Here is a 22,915-nt window from a genome sequence, read left to right as displayed (position 1 = left end):
TCCATACTATAATTAGAGAACTAGAGGTGTCAGAGAAATAAAGGGGCTGAATTTATGCCAAATATATCCGTTGGAGAGATCAAGGCGGGATCAAAGATTATTAAGGATGTAATAACTCCTTTGGGAGGAGTGTTATTCGGTAAAGGCAAGATCATACTTCCGCGGGATATTGAGATTCTCCAAGCTTTTTTGATAGGACAAGTTGAAATTGAGGGAGTTCAGGGAGAGGACAAAGCGCCAGAAGTCTCCAAGCCGCCAGCAAAGCAGCAGACTGCCAAAACAGGTGCACTGATCAATGAATCCGTACTGGCCAAAAGTAATTCTCCGCTTCATGATGAGTATGAGAAAATGCTGGTGCTTATTAAGCAGAGCTATCGTGCAGCAACCGCAGCGGTACTTCCGATTTTTGAATTGCGGAGCCAACTGGAGCTGCTGATCAGCCATTTGAAGGATTATCATGTCCTGAAGTTTGCACCGCGTGTCCTGTTTGACCAGGAGTATAATTATCATAACGCTGTATTGTCTGCCTTAACTTCATATAAAATTGCCCAGTGGTGCGGATATCCGCAAAAGGATTGGATGCAGGCTGCCTTTGCCGGCTTGCTTCATGATATAGGTAACATTAAGGTAGATGAGACTTTGCTACACAAACCGACTCCCCTGACGGGCGCGGAGATAGAAGAAGTACGCAGGCATACCACTTATGGCTACCAGCTGCTGCGTAATGTTACAGCAATCAACGAAGGCGTCAGATTAGCCGCCCTGCAGCATCATGAGAAGATCGACGGTTCCGGTTATCCGCTTAAGCTGGAAGGCACTCAGATTCACTTCTATGCCAAGATTGTTGCAGTAGCTGATATCTTCCATGCCATGACGCTTGAAAAAGCCTACAGAAAGGCTCAGTCGCCTTATCTGGTACTGGAGCAGATTCAGAAGGAGAGCTTCGGGAAGCTCGACCCGGTTATTGTACAAACCTTCATTCAAAAAACAACGGATCTGTATAATGGAACACGGATACGGCTCAGCGACGGGCGTCACGGAGAAATCATCTTCACGGATCGCACTAATCCCACAAGACCAATGGTTCAGGTAGAGGGCAAGATCGTGAATCTGGTCAATGAACGGGAGCTGCATATTCAGGAGATTATCGCTTAGGTGGTAAGCGGGTATGATTTACAGAAGCTATGTCATCTGTGGCTGGCTGTGGCCGGGCGTTTATAAGGAGCATAGCTTTTAAATTTGATTTCAAAATACTGCTTGCAAAAAGAATCTATACATGATATATTCTATTTCTGGCCGCGAAACATCAACGCCGAGCTCGAAAAGAAGTTGAAAAAAAGAGCTTGCATTGATCGGTTGGATGTGATATATTATAAGAGTTGCTGGTGACGCGGTAGTCGTCGCTGACAACGAGCTTGATCTTTGAAAACTGAACAACGAGTGAGTGGGAGATCGCTTCGGCGAGATCCAAAAAAGAGAATGAAAATTCTCGTCAGATGTTTCAAAATGAGCAATCGCTCTTTCTAAAACCAATTTGGAGAGTTTGATCCTGGCTCAGGACGAACGCTGGCGGCATGCCTAATACATGCAAGTCGAGCGGAGTTCATTTGAAAGCTTGCTTTCAAATGAACTTAGCGGCGGACGGGTGAGTAACACGTAGGCAACCTGCCCTCAAGACTGGGATAACTACCGGAAACGGTAGCTAATACCGGATAATTTCTTTCCTCTCCTGAAGAGAGAATGAAAGGCGGAGCAATCTGCCACTTGGGGATGGGCCTGCGGCGCATTAGCTAGTTGGTGGGGTAATGGCTCACCAAGGCGACGATGCGTAGCCGACCTGAGAGGGTGAACGGCCACACTGGGACTGAGACACGGCCCAGACTCCTACGGGAGGCAGCAGTAGGGAATCTTCCGCAATGGGCGAAAGCCTGACGGAGCAATGCCGCGTGAGTGATGAAGGTTTTCGGATCGTAAAGCTCTGTTGCCAGGGAAGAACGTCCGGTAGAGTAACTGCTACCGGAGTGACGGTACCTGAGAAGAAAGCCCCGGCTAACTACGTGCCAGCAGCCGCGGTAATACGTAGGGGGCAAGCGTTGTCCGGAATTATTGGGCGTAAAGCGCGCGCAGGCGGTCATTTAAGTCTGGTGTTTAAACCTTGGGCTCAACCTGGGGTCGCACTGGAAACTGGGTGACTTGAGTACAGAAGAGGAAAGTGGAATTCCACGTGTAGCGGTGAAATGCGTAGATATGTGGAGGAACACCAGTGGCGAAGGCGACTTTCTGGGCTGTAACTGACGCTGAGGCGCGAAAGCGTGGGGAGCAAACAGGATTAGATACCCTGGTAGTCCACGCCGTAAACGATGAGTGCTAGGTGTTAGGGGTTTCGATACCCTTGGTGCCGAAGTTAACACAGTAAGCACTCCGCCTGGGGAGTACGGTCGCAAGACTGAAACTCAAAGGAATTGACGGGGACCCGCACAAGCAGTGGAGTATGTGGTTTAATTCGAAGCAACGCGAAGAACCTTACCAGGTCTTGACATCCCGATGAAAGCATTAGAGATAGTGCCCCTCTTCGGAGCATCGGAGACAGGTGGTGCATGGTTGTCGTCAGCTCGTGTCGTGAGATGTTGGGTTAAGTCCCGCAACGAGCGCAACCCTTGACTTTAGTTGCCAGCAGGTAAGGCTGGGCACTCTAGAGTGACTGCCGGTGACAAACCGGAGGAAGGTGGGGATGACGTCAAATCATCATGCCCCTTATGACCTGGGCTACACACGTACTACAATGGCCGGTACAACGGGAAGCGAAACCGCGAGGTGGAGCCAATCCCAGCAAAGCCGGTCTCAGTTCGGATTGCAGGCTGCAACTCGCCTGCATGAAGTCGGAATTGCTAGTAATCGCGGATCAGCATGCCGCGGTGAATACGTTCCCGGGTCTTGTACACACCGCCCGTCACACCACGAGAGTTTACAACACCCGAAGTCGGTGGGGTAACCCGCAAGGGAGCCAGCCGCCGAAGGTGGGGTAGATGATTGGGGTGAAGTCGTAACAAGGTAGCCGTATCGGAAGGTGCGGCTGGATCACCTCCTTTCTATGGAGAATCGTTGCCGGAAGCGGTGACATTCAAATCGGAAGCTAAAGCTTCCACAACGAACCTTAGGGTTCAAACACTCACTCGTTGGTCAGTTTTGAGAGTTTAAGCTCTCATCTTTAAACTGTCTGAATTTTCGAACATCACAGTCGTGATTGTCCCGAAATTTCAGCACCTTGATCCTTGAAAACTGGATACCGAAACGAATTTGCGTTTTAGAACATCTTTTAGCTGAAACTTGTGTAAGCAAGTTGAAATAGTTATTAGTGCAGAACGAAGGTTTTCGATTGTGCAGCGACCTTTGGCTTTGAATGTGTTGGTGAATGGAGCAATCCATGAGCAGTATTCAAAACAAGATGAGCAAGCAAGCGAAACACCGGAGTGACGGTTAAGCTAATAAGAGCACACGGAGGATGCCTAGGCGCCAGGAGCCGACGAAGGACGTGGCGAACAACGAAACTGCCTCGGGGAGCTGTAAGCAAGCTTTGATCCGGGGGTGTCCGAATGGGGAAACCCAGCTGTGGTAATTCGCAGTTACTCGTATCTGAATACATAGGATACGCAGAGGCAGACCAGGGGAACTGAAACATCTAAGTACCCTGAGGAAGAGAAAACAATAGTGATTCCGTCAGTAGCGGCGAGCGAACGCGGAACAGCCTAAACCAAGGGGCTTGCCTCTTGGGGTTGTGGGACGTCTCACATGGAGTTACAAAGGAATATGGTAGGTGAAGAGGTCTGGAAAGGCCCGCGATAGAGGTAAAAGCCCTGTAGCCTAAACTGTGTTCTCTCCGAGACGGATCCCGAGTAGTGCGGGGCACGTGAAACCCCGTATGAATCCAGCAGGACCATCTGCTAAGGCTAAATACTACCTGGCGACCGATAGTGAAACAGTACCGTGAGGGAAAGGTGAAAAGCACCCCGGAAGGGGAGTGAAATAGAACCTGAAACCGTGTGCTTACAAAAAGTCAGAGCCCTATTACTGGGTGATGGCGTGCCTTTTGTAGAATGAACCGGCGAGTTACGTTTAACATGCAAGGTTAAGTCGAGAAGACGGAGCCGCAGCGAAAGCGAGTCTGAATAGGGCGAATGAGTATGTGGACGTAGACCCGAAACCGTGTGATCTACCCCTGTCCAGGGTGAAGGTGCGGTAACACGCACTGGAGGCCCGAACCCACGCATGTTGAAAAATGCGGGGATGAGGTGGGGGTAGCGGAGAAATTCCAATCGAACTCGGAGATAGCTGGTTCTCCCCGAAATAGCTTTAGGGCTAGCCTCGGTGAATGGAGTGGTGGAGGTAGAGCACTGATTGGGTGCGGGGCCCGCAAGGGTTACCAAGCTCAGTCAAACTCCGAATGCCATTAACTTCTTGCCGGGAGTCAGACAGTGAGTGCTAAGATCCATTGTCAAAAGGGAAACAGCCCAGACCATCAGCTAAGGTCCCCAAGTGTGTGTTAAGTGGGAAAGGATGTGGAGTTGCACAGACAACCAGGATGTTGGCTTAGAAGCAGCCACCATTGAAAGAGTGCGTAATAGCTCACTGGTCGAGTGACTCTGCGCCGAAAATGTAACGGGGCTAAACACACCACCGAAGCTATGGCTAGATACTTTGTATCTGGGGTAGGGGAGCGTTGTATGTGGGTTGAAGGTGTACCGTAAGGAGCGCTGGACAGCATACAAGTGAGAATGCCGGTATGAGTAACGAAAAGATCAGTGAGAATCTGATCCGCCGAAAGCCCAAGGTTTCCTGAGGAAGGCTCGTCCGCTCAGGGTAAGTCGGGACCTAAGGCGAGGCCGAAAGGCGTAGTCGAAGGACAACAGTTTGAAATTACTGTACCACCGTAATCCGCTATGAGCGATGGGGTGACGCAGGAGGGTAGTGACGCGGACTGATGGATGTGTCCGTCTAAGCAGTGAGGCTGATGTGTAGGCAAATCCGCACATCAATAAGGCTGGGCTGTGATGGGGAGCGAAAATTGTAGTAGCGAAGGTCATGATCTCACACTGCCAAGAAAAGCCTCTAGCCAGGAGAAGGTGCCCGTACCGCAAACCGACACAGGTAGGCGAGAAGAGAATTCTAAGGCGCGCGGAAGAACTCTCGTTAAGGAACTCGGCAAAATGACCTCGTAACTTCGGGAGAAGAGGTGCCTCGGTAGGGTGAATAGCCCGAGGGGGCCGCAGTGAAAAGGCCCAAGCGACTGTTTAGCAAAAACACAGGTCTGTGCGAAGCCGCAAGGCGAAGTATACGGGCTGACGCCTGCCCGGTGCTGGAAGGTTAAGGGGAGTGGTTAGGGGCAACCCGAAGCTGTGAACCGAAGCCCCAGTAAACGGCGGCCGTAACTATAACGGTCCTAAGGTAGCGAAATTCCTTGTCAGGTAAATTCTGACCCGCACGAATGGCGTAACGACTTGGGCGCTGTCTCAACGAGAGATCCGGTGAAATTTTAATACCTGTGAAGATGCAGGTTACCCGCGACAAGACGGAAAGACCCCATGGAGCTTTACTGCAGCTTGATATTGAATTTGGGTACGATCTGTACAGGATAGGTGGGAGCCGTTGAGGCAGGAGCGCAAGCTTCTGCGGAGGCGCCGTTGGGATACCACCCTGATCGTATCTAGGTTCTAACCTAGTACCCTAAGCGGGTACGGGGACCGTGTCAGGCGGGCAGTTTGACTGGGGCGGTCGCCTCCTAAAGAGTAACGGAGGCGTTCAAAGGTTCCCTCAGAATGGTTGGAAATCATTCGCAGAGTGCAAAGGCATAAGGGAGCTTGACTGCGAGACCTACAAGTCGAGCAGGGACGAAAGTCGGACTTAGTGATCCGGTGGTACCGCATGGAAGGGCCATCGCTCAACGGATAAAAGCTACCCTGGGGATAACAGGCTTATCTCCCCCAAGAGTCCACATCGACGGGGAGGTTTGGCACCTCGATGTCGGCTCATCGCATCCTGGGGCTGAAGTAGGTCCCAAGGGTTGGGCTGTTCGCCCATTAAAGCGGTACGCGAGCTGGGTTCAGAACGTCGTGAGACAGTTCGGTCCCTATCTGTCGTGGGCGCAGGAAATTTGAGAGGAGCTGTCCTTAGTACGAGAGGACCGGGATGGACGTACCGCTGGTGCATCAGTTGTTCCGCCAGGAGCATGGCTGAGTAGCTACGTACGGACGGGATAAGCGCTGAAAGCATCTAAGCGTGAAGCCCCCCTCAAGATGAGATTTCCCAACTAGTAAGACCCCTTGAAGACGACGAGGTAGATAGGTTGGAGGTGGAAGTGCAGCAATGCACGGAGCTGACCAATACTAATCGGTCGAGGGCTTATCCAAATTTCTTAGAGCGCAGATTCGTTTCGGATTCAGTTTTCAGGCGATCAAGCCTGTACGCCATGAAATTCATTCACACATCCGTGATGAACCGAATTTCAAGCGGCAGCGTCTGTTTCACAGACGCATGTTTGGTGGCGATAGCGGAGGGGTTCCACGCGTACCCATCCCGAACACGACCGTTAAGCCCTCCAGCGCCGATGGTACTTGGACCGAAGGGTCCTGGGAGAGTAGGACGCCGCCAAGCACATGAGCCATTGTTGAGCAATCGACAATGGCTTTTTTGTATATATATTGAGAAAAAGAGGGCAAATAAGCAGAAACCATATATAAAACGCTTACAAACAAGTGACATTTTTGTTACCGACGTGTCGATAGTTCCAAGTATAATAGAAAAGTGCAAATATTAAGCAGAGGCCTTAATACGAATGAACTACAGATAAATTCTAACTTTGAATTTTCTTGCGTCTTTAGATGCATGGTAGAGGTAAGGAGGATTTAAGGTATGAAGCGAACCCAACCTTTATGGATATTAGTTATTCTTTGTATAGTTGGAGTTATGCTGGCCGGCTGCGGAGCGAAGGAGCCGGCCTGGGAGACTTTTGACGGTGCGCTCAATGAGAAAAGCTTTCCCGTTCCTAAAGAAGCCAGTTCCCCCGACAGGACCACTACGAACGTGGCCATGGATTATGTAAGATACTCTTTGCCCGGGCTGAAAGAGAAGAAGGGTGTACCTGAGCCTTATCTGGAGGAGATCAAGGCATGGGGATGGGAAGAGCAGAGTAATGAGGATTCAGGAAGCTCCCGCGTTTTTCAGAAGGAAGGACTTATTGTACACTTAACCGTGCATGATGGCTACTTCATTGTAATGATCCCGAAGGAAAAGAAAGTCACCACCAAAGGATTAAAGAGCAAATAAAAAAATCGCCGTCCGTATAGGGATGGCGAATTTTTTTGTGTGGGATGCAAGTTGAATATGCGCCCGTATGTATGATTGCTTAAGATTATTGGGCGTAATAGGAGGCATCAGACGGATTAAATTTCAGCATGCCGTCTTTCGCTTCGCTGCGCAGCCGCAGAAGGGTATACAGGCGGGGCAGCAGCAGCCATAGATGGCATATTACTAAAGATGCGGTAAATGCAGGCGGTGCCCAGACGATAAAGAGCGCTGTGATGCAGAGACCGATCCACAGGTTATGCATTTGTACTTTGCGGAAGATGCCATAGTTGATATATTGATCAGGCATATAACCGGGCCAGGGCAGGTGCAGGGACATTTTCCACCGTTTTACGATAGGGTGTCCGGAGATCAGCAGAACTGAACGCGAAATGACATATTGAATCCACAGCATTACGGGTCCGGCAATAATCATGAACAGAATGCTTAGCCAGGATAGGAAAACTGTTTCCAGTACAAGGAACACAAAAGGAAGCGCAATATAGACCCGCAGCAGGGATGCGGAAATATTAATTTTTTTGATAAGCTTGTATTGATAGAATGTAGCAGCGCCTTTAGTGTTTGGTTCCATAAAGAAATTTCAGACCTCCTCACAAGTTCTCATGTTATTAATATCGGCCTAACCGTGCGATTTATTAAACCCGGGATCAGATACACCGATTGGGCATTAGGCGAATATATATATTTCAGGCTATGAAGGATTAGGAAAAAACTATGAAAAGGTTTAAAATGATAGAAGGTGTACCATACTGATCTTAAAAAGAGTCAAGGTGGGATGATTATGGAACAGCAAACCGGGCAGGCCTGCATCATCTGCGGGCAAGTAAAGGAAGAAGGCATTGTGATTGTCTCGCATTTCATCTGTGAGGATTGTGAGAGTGAGATGGTGCGTACAGAGGCGGAAGATGCCAAGTACCGTTTCTTCATCGGCCGGATGAAGAAGATCAATCTGCAGAAGAATGCTTAACCCGAGAGCAGCAGCAACAATTTACAAGTAAGTATATAAAGAGCGGGCGGTGGATGTGTGTCGCGTTGGCTGCAAATAAAAGGGTTTCTCTAACGGTTTCTCCGCCAGGGTCTGGTGTGGGAGCCGTTTTGTTGTTTCAGGAAGACTTTGTGCATAATAATAGGCGTTTGGGTATATTTGCGTTAAAATAGAAGGTAACCCCCAGGGAAGGAAGAACAAATGAACAATTTACAGCCTGGCAGGGCACCTGTATACGAAATGCTGGAACAATATAAACTTAAGGGTAATATATCTTATCATGTGCCGGGGCACAAGAATGGCGAAGCTTACCGGAATACCGGCGGTGCAGGGTATCTGGCTGACGTGATGCGCTATGATGCGACAGAGATTACCGGAACGGATGATCTTCATCATCCTGAAGGGGTAATTCAGGAGGCTCAGGAGCTGGCGGCGGATTGTTTCGGCGCAGAGGAGAGCTTCTTTCTGGTAGGCGGCAGCACATCAGGCAATCTGGCACTTATTCTGACCGTTTGCTACGAGCCGGGGATGCTGCTTATCCTGCAGCGCAATGTCCACAAATCTGTAATCCACGGACTGATGCTGGCCGGGGCACAGGCCGTTTTCTTGGAGCCGCAGATTGATCCAGGCAGCGGGCTTGCGGTTGCACCGGCGGTAGAAACGGTCCAGGCTGCACTGGCGGCTTATCCGGAGGCTGCCGCGGTACTGGTTACTATGCCGAATTACTACGGCATGGGCAGCGATCTTGCGCCCCTCGCGCAGGCCTGTCACGACAGCGGGATTCCGCTACTGGTGGATGAGGCGCACGGGGCGCATTACGGGCAGCACCCGGCGCTGCCAGCCGGGGCGCTTGCCCAGGGCGCGGACGGCGTGGTGCAGTCCACGCATAAGATGCTGACGGCGCTGACGATGGGCGCCATGCTGCATGTGCAAGGGCCATGGCTCGACCGTGCGCTGCTTCGCCAGCGCCTCGCCATGGTGCAGAGCTCCAGCCCATCATACCCCGTGATGGCTTCGCTCGATCTGGCCCGGCGGCTGCTGCACAGCCAGCGCGCCGGTGCCTTCACGGCGGGGCTTGCCGCCGTGGACGTCCTGCGGCGCGGCCTGGCTGTGCTGCCGCGCTTTGGTCTGCTGCAGCCGGCCGTGCCGCTGCAGCGCACCTGCGGCGGTGCTGACGCCGCAGAGACAGATACGCCGCCGCAGCACGGGGTGGCGTACGGGACACAGGACACCTTTAAGGCCGTCATTTATGACGCCGCCGGGGTCCTGGGGGGCTTCGAGCTGCAGCGCAGGCTCGAAGAAAGAGGAATCGTGCCGGAGATGAGCGACGACCGGCACGTGGTACTGGCCTTCAGCCTCGGCTCGAAGGCAGAGGATGCAGCGGTGCTGCTGGAGGCGCTGCGGGATATCGCGGCGCAGACAGCCTGCGGGGTGCCGCAGAGGAGCGGCACGGGGTCAGCTTTTGATTCTGGATGCGGCCTTGCTTCTGTTTCCGATGCTACAGCAGGCTCTGGCTTTGTCCTTAATTCTGCCCCTATCGTAGAGTCTCAATCGGATTCCACCTCCAGGACCATACTGGCGGCTGCATCATACAATAAGGGGGAAGAGGCTATGTCAGCCTTTTCCAGCCTAAATTCCACGTGGAACAATTTCAGCACATCGCTGATCTCAGCTCCGGTCCGGTTCTCCACGAAGCCGGTTGCTGCTAGGGAGACAGAGAGTATAACGCTTGAAGCAAGTGCGGGCAGGGTGGCGGCCGAAATGGTTATTCCCTATCCGCCCGGAATACCGCTGCTTTATCCCGGAGAGATCATAACAGAGTCCATATGCGGCAGGCTGGGCAGCCTCCGCGCTGGCGGGGCTAAATTTCAGGCCTGTGCCGATCCCGCCTTACAGCATATTAAGGTATACAACATTCAGAAGGGCGGAGAAGTATAAGTGAAGCGCGAAGGTTTCTTCATTACTCTGGAGGGAGGCGACGGCTCCGGTAAAACAACCGTACTCGGCAGAGTAGCGGCTTATCTGCAGAATCATTCCATGCCCTACTTAATCACCCGCGAACCGGGCGGAATTGAAATCGCCGAGAAGATCCGCTCCATTATTCTGGACCCGGCCCATACGGCTATGGATGCCCGGACAGAAGCCCTGTTATACGCGGCAGCAAGAAGCCAGCATCTGGCGGAAGTAGTCGAGCCTGCACTGCAGGAGGGGATTACTGTGTTATGTGACCGATTTGTAGACAGCAGCCTGGTCTATCAGGGTTATGCAAGAGGACTCGGCATCGAGGAAGTGTGGGGAATTAACCGGTTCGCGACCGGCGGCAGGATGCCTGACCTTACCTTCTATCTTGATGTTGATCCTGAGGTGGGGTTGTCTCGGATAGCAGCTAATCAGAACCGGGAAGTCAATCGTCTGGATTTGGAGAGCCTTGAATTTCACCAGAAGGTTAAGGCGGGTTATCAGCTTGTGGTGGATTCCGATCCGCAGCGGATTGTTGTACTTGATGCCAACCGCCCGATCCATATGGTAGAGCAGGACATTGTACAGACACTGAAAGACCGGATATTAAAGGATTTCTAAGAGGTTTTGTCAAATAAACAATAGAGGTATAATGATTACACACAGACCTGAAGCAGGCTAGCGCAGCTGCGAGGAACTCTGTGATCACACAACATGCAGGAGGGGAAACGAAGATGAATTTGATCATTGCAATTATCCAAGATAAGGACAGCAACCGGCTATCCAGTGAACTAGTCAAAGCGAATTTCCGTGCAACCAAGCTGGCCAGTACAGGCGGATTTTTGCGGGCGGGGAACACCACTTTTCTGATTGGGGTAGATGATATTCAGGTTGATGCAGTACTGAGTGTAATCCGCAACAGCTGTAAAGTACGTGAACAATTGGTCACACCTGTAACACCGATGAGCGGTACGACAGATTCATATTTGCCTCTTCCCGTGGAAGTTCAAGTAGGCGGAGCTACAGTATTCGTCCTTCCGGTTGATCGTTTCGAGCATTACTAACGCATAATATAGCAATAAACCATAGGGGCGGTAGATACCTTTGAAGATCAACCCGGGCTACAGGCCCTTAAAAAGTGAATTGTCGACCACGGAAGCTGACCGGCGGCCTGTTCAGCAAAAGAACTTCACCGATGTATTTCAACAGCAAAGTGAGCAAAAAACAATAGATGAACTAAACCGCCAGATTAAAGATATCCAGCAGCAAGGCGACCGGCTCTCTAAATCCATGACCGTCCGTGAACTGGCGATCTACCGGAACATGATCAAACGGTTCCTGGAGGAGACCGCCCGCCGCGGAGTGATCCTGAAGGAGACCAAGGGCTGGGACCGACGCGGCCGGGGCAAACGCTACAAGCTGCTGGATGAAATTGATGCCGCTCTGCTGAATATGGCAGATGATCTGCTGGACAGTGAGCAGGGCAGGATTGATCTGCTCGGACGGGTCGGAGAGATCCGAGGACTGCTGATTAATCTTTCGTTCTGACAAACTTGGAGGAATATATGTCTTTTCATGAATTATTAGGCCAGGAGGATGCCAAGCGGCTGCTTCAAAATGCCTTGCGTAAGGACGCTGTAAGTCATGCCTATCTGTTCACTGGTCCGCCAGGGAGCGGCCAGGTCAGAATGGCTATGACGTTCGCCCAAGCGATATTCTGCACGAAGTGCAAGGATGATGCCTGCGGGGAATGTCTGGAGTGCCGTAAGGTGGAGCATGGCAACCATCCCGATTTATCGTTGCTGCGGCCCGATGGGGCGAGTATCAAGATTGACCAGATCCGCGAACTTCAGCGTGTTTTTTCCTACCGCTCGGAAGGAATTAACCCGAAGGTTTATATTATAGAAGGAGCGGACAAAATGACGGTGCAAGCCGCCAACAGTCTGCTGAAATTTCTGGAGGAGCCTCCCGCTCCTGCGGTAGGAATTCTGATCTCTGATAACAGCAGTTCCCTGCTGCCGACGATCCAGTCCAGAACCCAGCGCATTCCGTTTAGTCCGCTTCATCCGGATATTATGCTTCAGGCGCTGTCCAGTGAAGGGGTTCCGGTGCCGCTGGCACGGTGCGCGGTATCACTGACTGCAGGTCTTGACGGCTGCAGGGAACTTTTGGCACAGAATTGGTTTGCAGAAATGAGAAATCTAGTGTTACAATTAGCAAAGGAGTCTTTGGGCAAAGGCAGCTCCGCAGTAGCAACTGCAGGGCAGAAGGTGTTCAAGACCGGGCTAGGTGAACATTTGGATATTCTATTCAGCATGTTTCACTTATGGTTCAAAGATATGCTCTACTTCCTGTACCGAAAGCACGAAAGTATCGTTTTCATAGATCAGTTAGACTTCATTTCCAGGGCTGCCCGTCAGCGGAGTACGGAACAATGGGTAGCTTACATGGAATTTGCGGTGGAGAGCAAGCGCAGGCTCCGCTCCAATACCAATACCCAGTTGTGTTTGGAGCAGTTCTTAATCCGGTTGGAAAGTTAACAGGCCGGGTTATTTATGATAAATCCTCCGGATAAACGCTTCAGCACCTGGAAGTACGGGTTTAACGGATGAGGAAGGACAAGCATGAATCATCTGGGAAGCAGGCTTGCTTAAGGATTCCTTTTACCGGCAAACAAGGGGGTTAATTTTTGTACAGCGTAGTAGGTGTCCGCTTCAAAAAAGCGGGTAAAATATATTATTTTGATCCACTTGATTTCCCGATTGAGCGCGATCAATGCGTTATTGTTGAGACAGCAAGAGGGGTCGAATACGGTAAGGTTGTCGTTGGCAAAAAAGAGGTGCAGGAAGCAGACGTTGTACTGCCGCTCAAGAAGGTCATGCGTATTGCCGGTGAAACCGACGCACGTGTGGTCGAAGAGAACAAAGGTGCTGCAAAGGACGCTTTTACCACCTGTTTAAATAAAATCCGCGATCATGGCCTCAAAATGAAGCTCGTGGATGTGGAATTTACGTTTGACCGTAATAAGATCATTTTTTATTTCACTGCCGAGGGCCGCGTGGATTTCCGCGAACTGGTTAAGGACCTGGCAAGTATTTTCCGAACCCGCATCGAGCTCCGGCAAATTGGTGTGCGTGATGAAGCCAAGATGCTTGGCGGACTTGGACCTTGCGGACGGGTGCTCTGCTGCTCCTCCTGGCTGGGTGATTTCGAGCCGGTGTCCATCAAGATGGCCAAGGACCAGAATCTCTCGCTGAACCCGACCAAGATCTCGGGACTATGCGGACGGCTGATGTGTTGTCTGAAGTTTGAGCATGATAATTATGAGAGCACGAAGGAAGAAATGCCGGCGGTAGGCAAAATCGTCGTAACCTCACTGGGTGATGGCAAAGTAGTAGGTATTAATGCCGGAAGCCGCACAGTTCATGTGCAGTTGTTTGAAGTGGGCAAAGTTAAAGAACTTCCAATGGATGATGTTGTCGTCAAGTAAACCATTATAAGGTTACTTTCGGGGTGGAAACTTGGAGAAGAAAAATATATTTGCACACATGCAGGAGATGGAAGCGCAGATGGATGAAATGCGCGCCACTCTAGGAGATTGGAAACAGACGGTTAAAGAGCTGATGGAAGCAAACCAGAAGCTTAGTCTGGAGAATGAGCAGCTACGTATCATATTGAAAAGGGAAGCCCCTCTGGATAAGGCCGCGCTTTCTGCTGAGGCGGAGGCTATACTGGCTGCCGAAGGCAAAGAAGAGGTTGTCGGAGAAGGTTACGATAATCTGGCCAGACTGTACCATGAAGGTTTCCACATCTGCAATGTCTATTTCGGGCATTTGCGGACGGAAGGCGATTGTCTGTTCTGCCTTTCTTTTCTGAATAAATGAGGATATCCAGCCGTAGGAGATTTTCGCCTACGGTTTTTTTGAATTTGGAGGAATGTACAATGACCAATTCGTTTAACGATACCCCGGTGTCCTTGCATAGTGCGGAGCGGATCGATGACTTGCTAACCCATGATCTGCGGATTATCCAGAGTGACGAAGTATTCAGCTTCTCTATGGATGCTGTACTGCTGGCCCGGTTCGCCAGTATACCGCCGCGCGGAAGAGTACTTGATCTATGCACCGGTAACGGAGTTATCCCTATGCTGCTGACCACGCGCACCAAAGCTTCTATTGAAGGGATAGAAATTCAGCCCCGTCTTGCCGACATGGCCCGGCGCAGTGTAGCTTTGAACAGGCTGGAGGAGCGGGTGCTGATCCATGAAGGTGATTTGCGGGAGCTGCATAATACCGCAGGGTATGGTGTATATGATGCAATAACGGTTAATCCTCCCTATATGCCGCTTAACGGGAGCGACCTGAAGCTGAATTCACATCAGGCCATGGCCCGTCATGAAATTGGCTGTACGCTGGAGGAGGTCATTCAGGCCTGTGTCCGGCTGGTCCGCACTGGAGGCAAAGTCAGTATGGTACATAAGCCGCAGCGTCTGGTGGATATCATCAGTCTAATGCGTAAGCACCGGCTGGAACCGAAGCTGATCCGCTTTGTACATCCCCGTGCCCATCTGGAGGCGAATATGGTACTGATTGAAGCGGCGCGCGACGGGAAGCCGGAGGTGCGTTTACAACCACCTTTAATCGTATATAATGAGGACAATCAATACTGCCCGGAGATTATGGATATTTATTATGGGAACAAAGAGGATAACAGCCAATGACGATAACATGCCAAAGCAGCTTTCAAAATAACAATGACGGAGCAAAGCCCGAAGGATGCGGCTGTCTGTATCTGGTGGCTACACCGATCGGTAATCTGGAAGATATGACGTACCGCGCGGTACGCACTTTGAAGGAATGCGATATTATTGCCGCAGAGGATACGAGACAGACGCGTAAATTACTGAGCCATTTTGAAATTACACCCTCCATGCTGTTCAGTTACCATGAGCATAATAAGGCGGCAAGCGGACCTGAACTGATACGCTATATAATAGAAGGTAAAAATTTAGCCCTTGTCAGCGATGCCGGCCTGCCGGCGATTTCTGATCCTGGAGCTGATCTCGTAGCTCTTGCTGTAAGTCATCAAATTCCGGTCATTCCGATTCCCGGAGCTAACGCGGCGCTGTCAGCTTTGATTGCTTCGGGATTGCCTACCGCCAGCTTCACATTTATCGGTTTTCTGCCCAGAGAGCGCAAGGATATCCGGGCCGTTCTGGCACCTCTCCGCTCTGCTCAGGGCACACTACTCTTCTATGAGTCACCGCATCGTGTCGCTAAGACGTTGGTTCATTTGCAGGAAGCCTTTGGCAACCGCCGGGTTACACTGGCCCGTGAGCTGACCAAACGGTATGAGGAATTTCTGCGCGGTACGATTGAAGAATGCTGTGCCTGGCTGGAGGAGCATCCTCCGCTTGGTGAGTACGTAATTGTGCTTGAGGGAGAGAGCAAAGAAGAGGCGGAGCTCGCGGAGTCTTCCTGGTGGCGGGAGCTCAGCATCGAAGCTCATGTGACCCACTATGAAGCTTCAGGCCTGACGCGAAAAGACGCTATGAAAAAAGCGGCCTCTGACCGCGGCTTGGCCAAGCGTGATATTTATAATGCGCTGCTGGAGCGGGAATAAGGGGATAGCGTAACTGATCACGTTTATTGCGAGTTAAGTATCTGTTAGATAAACTCTGAAATAGCTCAGATGATTAGAATGTATGATGAAATAATTGTATTCTATACACTTATATGGATATAATTGTATTAAATACAACTAAAACAATCAGCTTCTCATTTTGGTATTAAATAACTGTACAGAATGCAGCTATCCAATTTTTCCAAGACCGATTATCCAATATTGCACCTAAACTATCTGCGTATACCCTATTCATTTCACCCGCGCTGACATAGTGATTCCCGCAGGGAGAGCGTGCCGCAGCACGAAGGTAACATGAAGGCAAATAACCAGTACGCACCAAAGTTGCTAATCGGCTCCGCCTTAAAGCGATTCCAGCAGGGAGAGCAGTTCCACGAGCTAGCGTCACCTAAGAGCGTAGCCGCACATCCGACGCAAGAGCGAAGCGTGTGGCGAAACTCTGCGCATGGCAAGGCCCTGAGGACGTTCCTTCAGGTACTCCGAAAAGGGCCGGTCCACCGCCGAAAACGGCTTCCTTCCGCTCCATCTGCACAGTTAACCAAGCTTCCGGGTGTCCAGAGGGCCGGGGCCCTTGGGGCCCTCCCTGTAGGGAGGGTTTGGGAGGGTAAGAAGAAGTTAAGGGTTATGATCTAAGGGTTATGAATTTAATAGTTAATGTTTAAATAGGATAAAGGGGCATCCGGGGAAAGTCCCCGAAAAAAGTGCAAAAAAATACCTCCCGCGCGAACGGGAGGCCAAGGAGATATAAAAAGGTTAGAATTAACAATTTGATTAGTTCCTATTATAACCTATTTGTTTTAGTTTGTCACAGGGGTAGGGATAGCAGAAATACATTCATGACAAACAATTTTACCTTTGAAATAGGTTACATTCTCAGCATTGCCGCAGAAAATACAGGCAGGCTCATATTTCTTAAGCATGATCCGCTCACCGTCCACGTAAATTTCGAGCGCATCTTTTTCTCCGATACCCAGTGTGCGGCGCAATTCAATTGGAATAACGACCCGTCCAAGCTCATCTACCTTACGTACAATTCCTGTTGATTTCATCATTACAATCGTTGCTCCTCTCAATGTTCAAAAGCGTCAATATTCGACATTGTTCACTGTTTTATGATATTTATAATACCAACCATTCCCAAAACAGTCAACCTTTTTTGAGGCGAATTTTAAGGAAACTTTAAAGGAAACATTCATACCGCCATTGATTAGGCATATATCCTAAAAAGAACCTCGAAAATATTTGTCGATTTGTAAGTTGTTAAATTGTCATAATTCGACAAAGTACGACAATATTTATTATTATAACTGTAATTTCATCCTATTTCTATGGATATTTTCAAAGGAGTTGATCTCATGAAGCAACCGTTGACAGAAGAGAAGGTATTTAAGGATCCGGTTCATAACTACATTCACGTCCAGGACACCATTATCTGGCGACTGATTAACACCAAGGAGTTCCAGCGTCTGCGGCGCATCCGCCAGCTTGGCACCTCTTATCTGACTTTCCATGGAGCAGAACACAGCCGGTTTTCCCATTCGCTTGGTGTTTATGAAATTACCCGGCGGATTATATCGCAGTTTGAAAGAAGCGGATATAAGGATTGGATGCCTGAGGAGAGTCTGCTTACCCTGTGTGCGGCACTGCTGCATGATCTGGGACATGGTCCGTTTTCCCATTCTATAGAAGAAGCTTTTGAGATGGATCATGAGGACTGGACCTGCCGGATCATTCTGGAGGATACGGAAATTACCGCTATTCTGCGTGATGTAGCTGAGGATTTCCCTAATAAAGTAGCCTCTGTGATCTCCAAAACGTATGAGCATGAAATTGTTGTCAATTTGGTGTCGGGGCCGCTGGATGCAGACCGGATGGATTACCTTTTGCGAGATGCCTATTATACAGGGGTGAATTACGGAACCATTGACATTGACCGTATTCTGCGGATGCTGCGCCCCTATGACGGCCGGGTAGTTGTTAAAGAATCCGGCATGCATGCGATTGAGGATTACCTGATGTCACGTTATCAGATGTACTGGCAGGTCTATTTCCATCCGGTAACACGCAGCTCGGAGATTATTCTGCGCCAGATTCTCCGCAGAGCCAAGGAGCTGGTGCAGGAGGATTATGGTTTCCGGTTCATGATTGAGCCGCTTAGTGATTTGTTCCGCGGGGATATAACGGTGCAGCAGTACCTGCTGCTGGACGAGGCTTTGATGCAGACAGCCTTCATGCAGTGGACGCTGGAGAAAGATGAAATTTTAAGCGACTTGTGCAGCCGTTTTATTCATCGTAAACTGTATAAATATGTGGAGATGGAGCATCTGGATACAGAGACGATTGACGAAATCCGCCGCAGCTTTGCGGGTGCCGGACTGCGAGCGGATTATGATCTGGAAATCGATTTTCCGACAGACCTTCCTTATGATGTATTTCGTCCAGGGGATGCTTTTGACAGTAAACAGATTCTGCTTCTTGACCGTCATGATAAGCTGCGGGAGATCTCTGAGGTATCAGATATTGTACGCTCGATCAGCGGGATTCACCGAGGCAGATACCATCTCTATTTCCCGCAGGACAGGCTGCAGAAAGCCCTTCCACGGCTGCCGTCCTCCATTGCAGATATTTTTGCAAAATAACCTAAAATACTTGTAATTCTTCATAGAAATCAAGGCGGAAAGGATGTAATATAATGCAGTTATTCGACACACATACCCATCTGGATGCTCCGCAATTCGACGAGGACCGCGAGGAGGTAATCGCCCGGGCGCTGGAGTCCGGAGTCAGTAAAATGATCAATATTGGCTTCAACCGGGAGACGATACCGACAACGATGGAGCTCGCAGAGAAATATGATTATATTTATGCAGCGGTGGGCTGGCATCCCCAGGATGCATTCAGTATGAAGGAGGGCGACCTCGAATGGATCGCTTCGCTTTGCAGCCATCCCAAGGTAGTGGCCATCGGCGAAATCGGACTTGACTATTATTGGGACACCTCTCCTAAGGATGTACAGCATGAGGTATTCCGCAAGCAAATCGGCCTGGCGCGTGAACTGAAGATGCCCATCTGTATCCATAACCGCGATGCCCACGAGGATGTAATCCGGATTCTGCGGGAGGAAAAAGCGGGTGAGGTTGGAGGGGTGATGCATTCGTTCTCCGGCAGCTGGGAAAGCGCCAAAATGTGTCTGGATCTCGGCTTCCATTTGTCCTTCGGGGGACCGATTACGTTTAAGAATGCCAGGGTGCCCAAAGAGGTGCTCGCCCAGACTCCGCTGGACCGGCTACTGATCGAAACGGACTCCCCATATTTGACTCCGCACCCCTTCCGCGGCAAGCGGAATGAGACCGCACACGTAAGACTTGTAGCGGAGGCAGCTGCGGCAATAAAAGGGATTGATTTACAGGAATTGGCTGAAATTACGTATGCGAACGCACTGGAACGATTTGGGATTGTCTGAAAACGGGAGAAAAAGCGGTGAAAAATGAAGTATAGCCGATATATTAAACTTTTATAGTCCAAAAACGGCTGAATATTACAATATTTTAATCATTTTTTTACGTAAACGTGGTTGAATCGTCCTTTACAACATGCATCAAAACAGGATATCATCTTTTCAGTGCAGTGAGCTGTTGTTACTGTGACAGTCACTATTTCATGGATCGTCTCGCTGAGTCTCCGTATGGAGAACGGGGGAACCAATAAATGCCCTGCCGCATGCCCGTACATAGAGTACAACACAGAATTGCCGCAGAATTTATTTGATTTCTTCACGTGGTCTTTGGGGTGAATTTGAGGGCAACCGCCGTGAGCGGGTGACCTGAGATAGGGCGTCTCTCTTATGCCCGAACCCGACAGCTAACCCCGTAAGCGCAAGTAAGAGAGGAAACCTCGTGCATAAACATTCCCGCGTATTCGACACCGGAGAAGCCACGAAAGAGTCCTCTGTGAACTCTTTTTTGGGCTTTTTTTGTTATGAATAATGCGGATGTTCCCGGCATACTGTTATACAACAGATATCCGGAGTAGCTATGCCGAGCAGGCGATCCATGAGCAGGAAACGCTGGAGCAATGCGGGCGTATCCTGTTGCAATCTCAAACCTAGTTTCGTCAGAAATGATGCAGTCACCATGATATAACTTGGACGACGGGGCTATGTAAGGAGGATGGAGAGAGTGGGCGTATTCCAACCAGAGGTATCCCATGATTCGCAATCATCCAGCAGGTCTTTCGCATTACGGCTGAAGCAAGTGAATCCTCGCGTACTTTCACTTGCAGGTGTGATATCAATTGTTATCGGACTGTTAATTCTGCTGTACGTACACGGTCAGAGCAATAAAGAAATAATTTTAGTTATAGACGGACAGGTGCAGACACTGGAAACGCGGGAAACGCTGCTCAGTGATGTGCTGGCAAAGGAACAAATTTCGCTGCAGCCGTATGATAAGCTATCTATTGGCCTTAGTGATGAAATACAAGACGGCGACCGTGTCGTAATCACCCGTGCGCAGAAGCTTTTGCTTACTGCAGACGGTGCAACCAAGACCCTATACACCACCGAGGATTCGCTCGGAGATGCCATTACCAAGCTGGGTTACAGCCTGGAGGGCAATGATAAGATTTTCCCTTCGCTTGATACCGCAGTCACACCCGACATGGAAGTCAAGATTGTCCGTATTACCAAGCAGACCGTACAGCGGACAGTAAACTTGCCTTTTAAGGTCATCAAAACCGCAGACCCCTCTCTGTATAAGGGAGACGTAAGAGTTGCACAGGCAGGCAAGCCGGGCGCGATCATCCAGCATATCGAGAAGATATATCAGGATGGGGAGCTAGTCTCCATGAATATGGTCGGCAAGGAAGTTCAGACGGTAACCAAAGACAAGGTTATTGCCGTCGGCACCAAAGCGGTTCCGAAGCCTGTTGTAGCTGCTGCAACTACATCCAAAGCAACAACAACCTCCAAATTATCCAAAGTCAGCGCGAAGAGCAACAACGTCACGAGCAAGGCAGGCGTAGATTTTGAATACAAAAAAATGATCAAAAACGTATCTATGACGGCGTATTCCTCGGAAGAACCGGGAATTGGAACACGTACCGCCTCCGGCACACGCGTAACGGAAGGCCGCACTATTGCAGTGGATCCGAATGTAATACCAATTGGCTGGTGGGTGTACATTGAGGGATTAGGGTTTCGCCGAGCAGAGGATACCGGCGGTGCCATCAAAGGCAACAAGGTGGATGTTTACTACGATTCACTAAGCCATGCCCGTAATTTCGGCCGGAAGTCGCGGACCATCTATGTGATTGGACCTGTGAAGCCGGAGCTTAACTAAGCGCCAAGTCTTTTGCAAATTAGCGGTTTATAAGATATAGTGGGGGTAGCACTTACGGAATTTAGAGAGCTACCGCTCATCACTTATACATTCTTTAGCCAAAAAGAAGAGGAGCGAATCCTCTTCTTTTTGCGTTTTAGAGTAGGGGAGTAAATTATTTATGATTAAAGAATTAATTGTCGTCGAAGGTAAAAGCGATACCGTAGCCGTTAAGCGGGCCGTAGAAGCGGATACGATTGAAACAGGCGGATCCGCAGTGGACCGCAAGGTCATTGCGAAGATTACATTAGCCATGGAGCGCAGAGGGGTTATCATCCTCACGGATCCCGATCATGCCGGAGAACGGATTCGTAAAATTGTCTCCTCCAAGGTGCCCGGATGCAAGCATGCGTTCATTCCGGAGAAGGACGCTACCCGCAAAGGGGATATAGGTGTGGAGAATGCTTCGCCTGAGGCCATCCGCCATGCGCTGGAGCATGTTCACACGTCTTTTGAGGGGGCGCCGGCTGTAATCGGGCTGGATGATCTTATGGCCGCAGGCATGATGGTACACGCACAGGCAGCAGAGCGAAGAATGCAGCTTGGCAATCTGCTCGGTATCGGTTATTGCAACGGCAAGCAGCTGTACAAGCGTCTGGCGATGTTCGGTATTACACGCGAAGAGTTCGCGCGCGCGCTCGCCCAAATTGATCAGGGAGGCATTACTTCATGAGCGAAACTCTGAATATCTCATCACCAACCAGAACCAAAGCAATAATACAGCGGTACGGGTTTTCGTTCAAAAAAAGCCTGGGCCAGAACTTCTTGATCGACCAGAATATTCTGGACAAAATTGTCGATGCTGCAGGCCTGGATACTGCCGCAGGCGCACTGGAGATTGGCCCGGGTATCGGAGCCCTGACGGAAAGGCTGGCGATGACAGCGGGAGCAGTCACAGCGGTGGAGATTGACCGCAGACTGATTCCGATCCTAAGGGATGTCCTCTCACCCTATCCCCATGTAAAGATCCGCAATGATGATGTACTGAAGGTCAATATGCAGGAGCTGTTTGCCGAGGATTTCGCCGGTGTGGACCGGGTCAGTGTAGTGGCCAACCTCCCGTATTATGTAACGACCCCTATTCTCATGAAGCTGCTGGAAGAGAAGCTGCCGCTTGATAACATCGTCGTTATGATCCAGAAGGAAGTTGCAGAACGTATGGCGGCTTCTCCGGGCGGTAAAGAGTACGGAAGCCTCAGCATTGCCGTCCAGTATTACAGCGAGCCTGAACTGGTCTGCATGGTACCCCGCACGGTGTTTATTCCGCAGCCGAATGTGGAGTCAGCCGTCATCCGGCTGAAGGTCAGAGAGCGCCCGCCGGTTGAAGTAGCTGATGAGAAGCATTTCTTTGATGTCGTCCAGGCATCCTTCACCCAGCGGCGCAAGACAATTGCCAATAACCTGAAGGCCCGCTTCTTCCCTGAAGAAGGACGTGAACGTCTGGAGGCTCTGCTGGCGGAAGCAGGGATTGAGCCCTCCCGCCGTGGTGAGACGCTTAGCCTGGAGGAATATGCGCGTCTCAGTGCTGTCCTGCTGGCAGCAGGAATTGCTTAATCAATAGAAAACGCGCTGTGTGATGAACCATCCGGGA

The 22,915-nt window shown here is 50.3% G+C and carries 19 protein-coding genes, 3 rRNA genes and 1 riboswitch; of the genes, 20 read left to right on the top strand and 2 right to left on the bottom strand.

Annotated elements, in window-relative coordinates:
* Positions 1–54 precede the first annotated feature (54 nt).
* From MKX70_RS05730 to MKX70_RS05710, 5 genes are all read left to right on the top strand, one after another.
* Complete coding sequence (locus tag MKX70_RS05730; protein WP_042231385.1) at positions 55–1,155, top strand: HD-GYP domain-containing protein; 1,101 nt, start codon at positions 55–57, stop codon at positions 1,153–1,155.
* Between the two features lie 376 nt (positions 1,156–1,531).
* Positions 1,532–3,089 (top strand): 16S ribosomal RNA (locus tag MKX70_RS05725).
* 386 nt (positions 3,090–3,475) lie between these two features.
* A 23S ribosomal RNA gene (locus MKX70_RS05720) occupies positions 3,476–6,404 on the top strand.
* A gap of 127 nt (positions 6,405–6,531) precedes the next feature.
* Positions 6,532–6,648: ribosomal RNA gene (rrf, locus tag MKX70_RS05715) — 5S ribosomal RNA — on the top strand.
* Together the 16S, 23S and 5S rRNA genes form the textbook arrangement of a ribosomal RNA operon.
* A 258-nt stretch (positions 6,649–6,906) precedes the next feature.
* The gene (locus MKX70_RS05710) at positions 6,907–7,320 is read left to right on the top strand and encodes a hypothetical protein (RefSeq protein WP_042231394.1); all 414 of its coding nucleotides are present in this window, start codon (positions 6,907–6,909) and stop codon (positions 7,318–7,320) included.
* 85 nt (positions 7,321–7,405) lie between these two features.
* Here the strand turns inward: MKX70_RS05710 and MKX70_RS05705 are convergent, their stop codons facing one another.
* Positions 7,406–7,930: a hypothetical protein gene (locus tag MKX70_RS05705; protein WP_340839656.1), complete on the bottom strand. Its 525-nt coding sequence runs from the start codon at positions 7,928–7,930 to the stop codon at positions 7,406–7,408.
* Between the two features lie 210 nt (positions 7,931–8,140).
* On the opposite strand from MKX70_RS05705, the gene MKX70_RS05700 reads away from it, so the two are divergent.
* The 10 genes from MKX70_RS05700 to rsmI all read left to right on the top strand — a co-directional run bounded on the left by MKX70_RS05700 (position 8,141) and on the right by rsmI (position 15,925).
* A complete protein-coding gene (locus MKX70_RS05700) occupies positions 8,141–8,326 on the top strand; it encodes a sigma factor G inhibitor Gin (protein WP_042241246.1) in 186 nt (61 codons plus the stop codon).
* A gap of 219 nt (positions 8,327–8,545) precedes the next feature.
* Positions 8,546–10,282, top strand: coding sequence for an aminotransferase class I/II-fold pyridoxal phosphate-dependent enzyme (locus tag MKX70_RS05695; RefSeq protein WP_340839655.1), 1,737 nt, complete (start codon positions 8,546–8,548; stop codon positions 10,280–10,282).
* Complete coding sequence (gene tmk / locus MKX70_RS05690; RefSeq protein WP_039305713.1) at positions 10,283–10,924, top strand: dTMP kinase; 642 nt, start codon at positions 10,283–10,285, stop codon at positions 10,922–10,924.
* A gap of 113 nt (positions 10,925–11,037) precedes the next feature.
* Positions 11,038–11,367 (top strand): cyclic-di-AMP receptor, encoded by a 330-nt coding sequence (locus MKX70_RS05685; protein WP_036723983.1) that lies wholly within the window; start codon positions 11,038–11,040, stop codon positions 11,365–11,367.
* Positions 11,368–11,407: 40 nt separating this feature from the next.
* Positions 11,408–11,851: a YaaR family protein gene (locus MKX70_RS05680; RefSeq protein WP_039305718.1), complete on the top strand. Its 444-nt coding sequence runs from the start codon at positions 11,408–11,410 to the stop codon at positions 11,849–11,851.
* A gap of 17 nt (positions 11,852–11,868) precedes the next feature.
* A complete protein-coding gene (gene holB, locus MKX70_RS05675) occupies positions 11,869–12,843 on the top strand; it encodes a DNA polymerase III subunit delta' (RefSeq protein WP_042231400.1) in 975 nt (324 codons plus the stop codon).
* A 149-nt stretch (positions 12,844–12,992) separates the two neighbouring features.
* Positions 12,993–13,793 (top strand): PSP1 domain-containing protein, encoded by an 801-nt coding sequence (locus tag MKX70_RS05670; protein ID WP_039305726.1) that lies wholly within the window; start codon positions 12,993–12,995, stop codon positions 13,791–13,793.
* 31 nt (positions 13,794–13,824) lie between these two features.
* Positions 13,825–14,187 (top strand): DNA replication initiation control protein YabA, encoded by a 363-nt coding sequence (yabA, locus tag MKX70_RS05665; RefSeq protein ID WP_039305729.1) that lies wholly within the window; start codon positions 13,825–13,827, stop codon positions 14,185–14,187.
* Positions 14,188–14,246: 59 nt separating this feature from the next.
* Positions 14,247–15,023 (top strand): tRNA1(Val) (adenine(37)-N6)-methyltransferase, encoded by a 777-nt coding sequence (locus MKX70_RS05660; protein WP_042231402.1) that lies wholly within the window; start codon positions 14,247–14,249, stop codon positions 15,021–15,023.
* A complete protein-coding gene (gene rsmI, locus MKX70_RS05655; RefSeq protein ID WP_042231404.1) occupies positions 15,020–15,925 on the top strand; it encodes a 16S rRNA (cytidine(1402)-2'-O)-methyltransferase in 906 nt (301 codons plus the stop codon). The genes MKX70_RS05660 and rsmI overlap by 4 nt, the downstream gene beginning before the upstream one ends.
* Before the next feature lie 818 nt (positions 15,926–16,743).
* On the opposite strand, the gene MKX70_RS05650 is transcribed toward rsmI, so the two are convergent.
* A complete protein-coding gene (locus MKX70_RS05650; protein ID WP_019914502.1) occupies positions 16,744–16,998 on the bottom strand; it encodes an AbrB/MazE/SpoVT family DNA-binding domain-containing protein in 255 nt (84 codons plus the stop codon).
* 303 nt (positions 16,999–17,301) lie between these two features.
* Here MKX70_RS05650 and MKX70_RS05645 point away from each other — a divergent pair, with 303 nt between their 5' ends.
* The 5 genes from MKX70_RS05645 to rsmA all read left to right on the top strand — a co-directional run bounded on the left by MKX70_RS05645 (position 17,302) and on the right by rsmA (position 22,878).
* Positions 17,302–18,585: an HD domain-containing protein gene (locus MKX70_RS05645; protein WP_042231406.1), complete on the top strand. Its 1,284-nt coding sequence runs from the start codon at positions 17,302–17,304 to the stop codon at positions 18,583–18,585.
* Positions 18,586–18,638: 53 nt separating this feature from the next.
* Complete coding sequence (locus MKX70_RS05640) at positions 18,639–19,409, top strand: TatD family hydrolase (protein WP_039305744.1); 771 nt, start codon at positions 18,639–18,641, stop codon at positions 19,407–19,409.
* Positions 19,410–19,607: 198 nt separating this feature from the next.
* A riboswitch (cyclic di-AMP (ydaO/yuaA leader) is annotated at positions 19,608–19,837 on the top strand.
* A 287-nt stretch (positions 19,838–20,124) separates the two neighbouring features.
* The gene (locus MKX70_RS05635; protein ID WP_340839654.1) at positions 20,125–21,285 is read left to right on the top strand and encodes a 3D domain-containing protein; all 1,161 of its coding nucleotides are present in this window, start codon (positions 20,125–20,127) and stop codon (positions 21,283–21,285) included.
* A gap of 160 nt (positions 21,286–21,445) precedes the next feature.
* On the top strand, positions 21,446–21,997 hold the full coding sequence (gene rnmV, locus MKX70_RS05630; protein ID WP_039305750.1) for a ribonuclease M5: 552 nt from the start codon (positions 21,446–21,448) through the stop codon (positions 21,995–21,997).
* Positions 21,994–22,878, top strand: coding sequence for a 16S rRNA (adenine(1518)-N(6)/adenine(1519)-N(6))-dimethyltransferase RsmA (gene rsmA, locus MKX70_RS05625; protein ID WP_042231410.1), 885 nt, complete (start codon positions 21,994–21,996; stop codon positions 22,876–22,878). The genes rnmV and rsmA overlap by 4 nt, the downstream gene beginning before the upstream one ends.
* The last annotated feature ends 37 nt before the right edge of the window (positions 22,879–22,915 follow it).

Origin of the sequence: Paenibacillus sp. FSL R7-0312, assembly GCF_038004445.1 — a bacterium.
Classification (GTDB): domain Bacteria; phylum Bacillota; class Bacilli; order Paenibacillales; family Paenibacillaceae; genus Paenibacillus_AQ.
Note: the sequence above shows the minus strand (reverse complement) of the source record. Positions and strands in the feature narration are given on the sequence as shown.

Bases quoted from the DNA above. Each gene is read 5' to 3' on its own strand.
- MKX70_RS05730 (WP_042231385.1), top strand. From the start codon at position 55: ATGCCAAATATATCCGTTGGAGAGATCAAGGCGGGATCAAAGATTATT.
- MKX70_RS05640 (WP_039305744.1), top strand. From the start codon at position 18,639: ATGCAGTTATTCGACACACATACCCATCTGGATGCTCCGCAATTCGAC.
- MKX70_RS05705 (WP_340839656.1), bottom strand. From the start codon at position 7,930: ATGGAACCAAACACTAAAGGCGCTGCTACATTCTATCAATACAAGCTT.
- MKX70_RS05700 (WP_042241246.1), top strand. From the start codon at position 8,141: ATGGAACAGCAAACCGGGCAGGCCTGCATCATCTGCGGGCAAGTAAAG.
- MKX70_RS05695 (WP_340839655.1), top strand. From the start codon at position 8,546: ATGAACAATTTACAGCCTGGCAGGGCACCTGTATACGAAATGCTGGAA.
- MKX70_RS05650 (WP_019914502.1), bottom strand. From the start codon at position 16,998: ATGATGAAATCAACAGGAATTGTACGTAAGGTAGATGAGCTTGGACGG.
- rnmV (WP_039305750.1), top strand. From the start codon at position 21,446: ATGATTAAAGAATTAATTGTCGTCGAAGGTAAAAGCGATACCGTAGCC.
- MKX70_RS05710 (WP_042231394.1), top strand. From the start codon at position 6,907: ATGAAGCGAACCCAACCTTTATGGATATTAGTTATTCTTTGTATAGTT.
- rsmI (WP_042231404.1), top strand. From the start codon at position 15,020: ATGACGATAACATGCCAAAGCAGCTTTCAAAATAACAATGACGGAGCA.
- MKX70_RS05645 (WP_042231406.1), top strand. From the start codon at position 17,302: ATGAAGCAACCGTTGACAGAAGAGAAGGTATTTAAGGATCCGGTTCAT.
- rsmA (WP_042231410.1), top strand. From the start codon at position 21,994: ATGAGCGAAACTCTGAATATCTCATCACCAACCAGAACCAAAGCAATA.
- MKX70_RS05660 (WP_042231402.1), top strand. From the start codon at position 14,247: ATGACCAATTCGTTTAACGATACCCCGGTGTCCTTGCATAGTGCGGAG.
- holB (WP_042231400.1), top strand. From the start codon at position 11,869: ATGTCTTTTCATGAATTATTAGGCCAGGAGGATGCCAAGCGGCTGCTT.
- MKX70_RS05685 (WP_036723983.1), top strand. From the start codon at position 11,038: ATGAATTTGATCATTGCAATTATCCAAGATAAGGACAGCAACCGGCTA.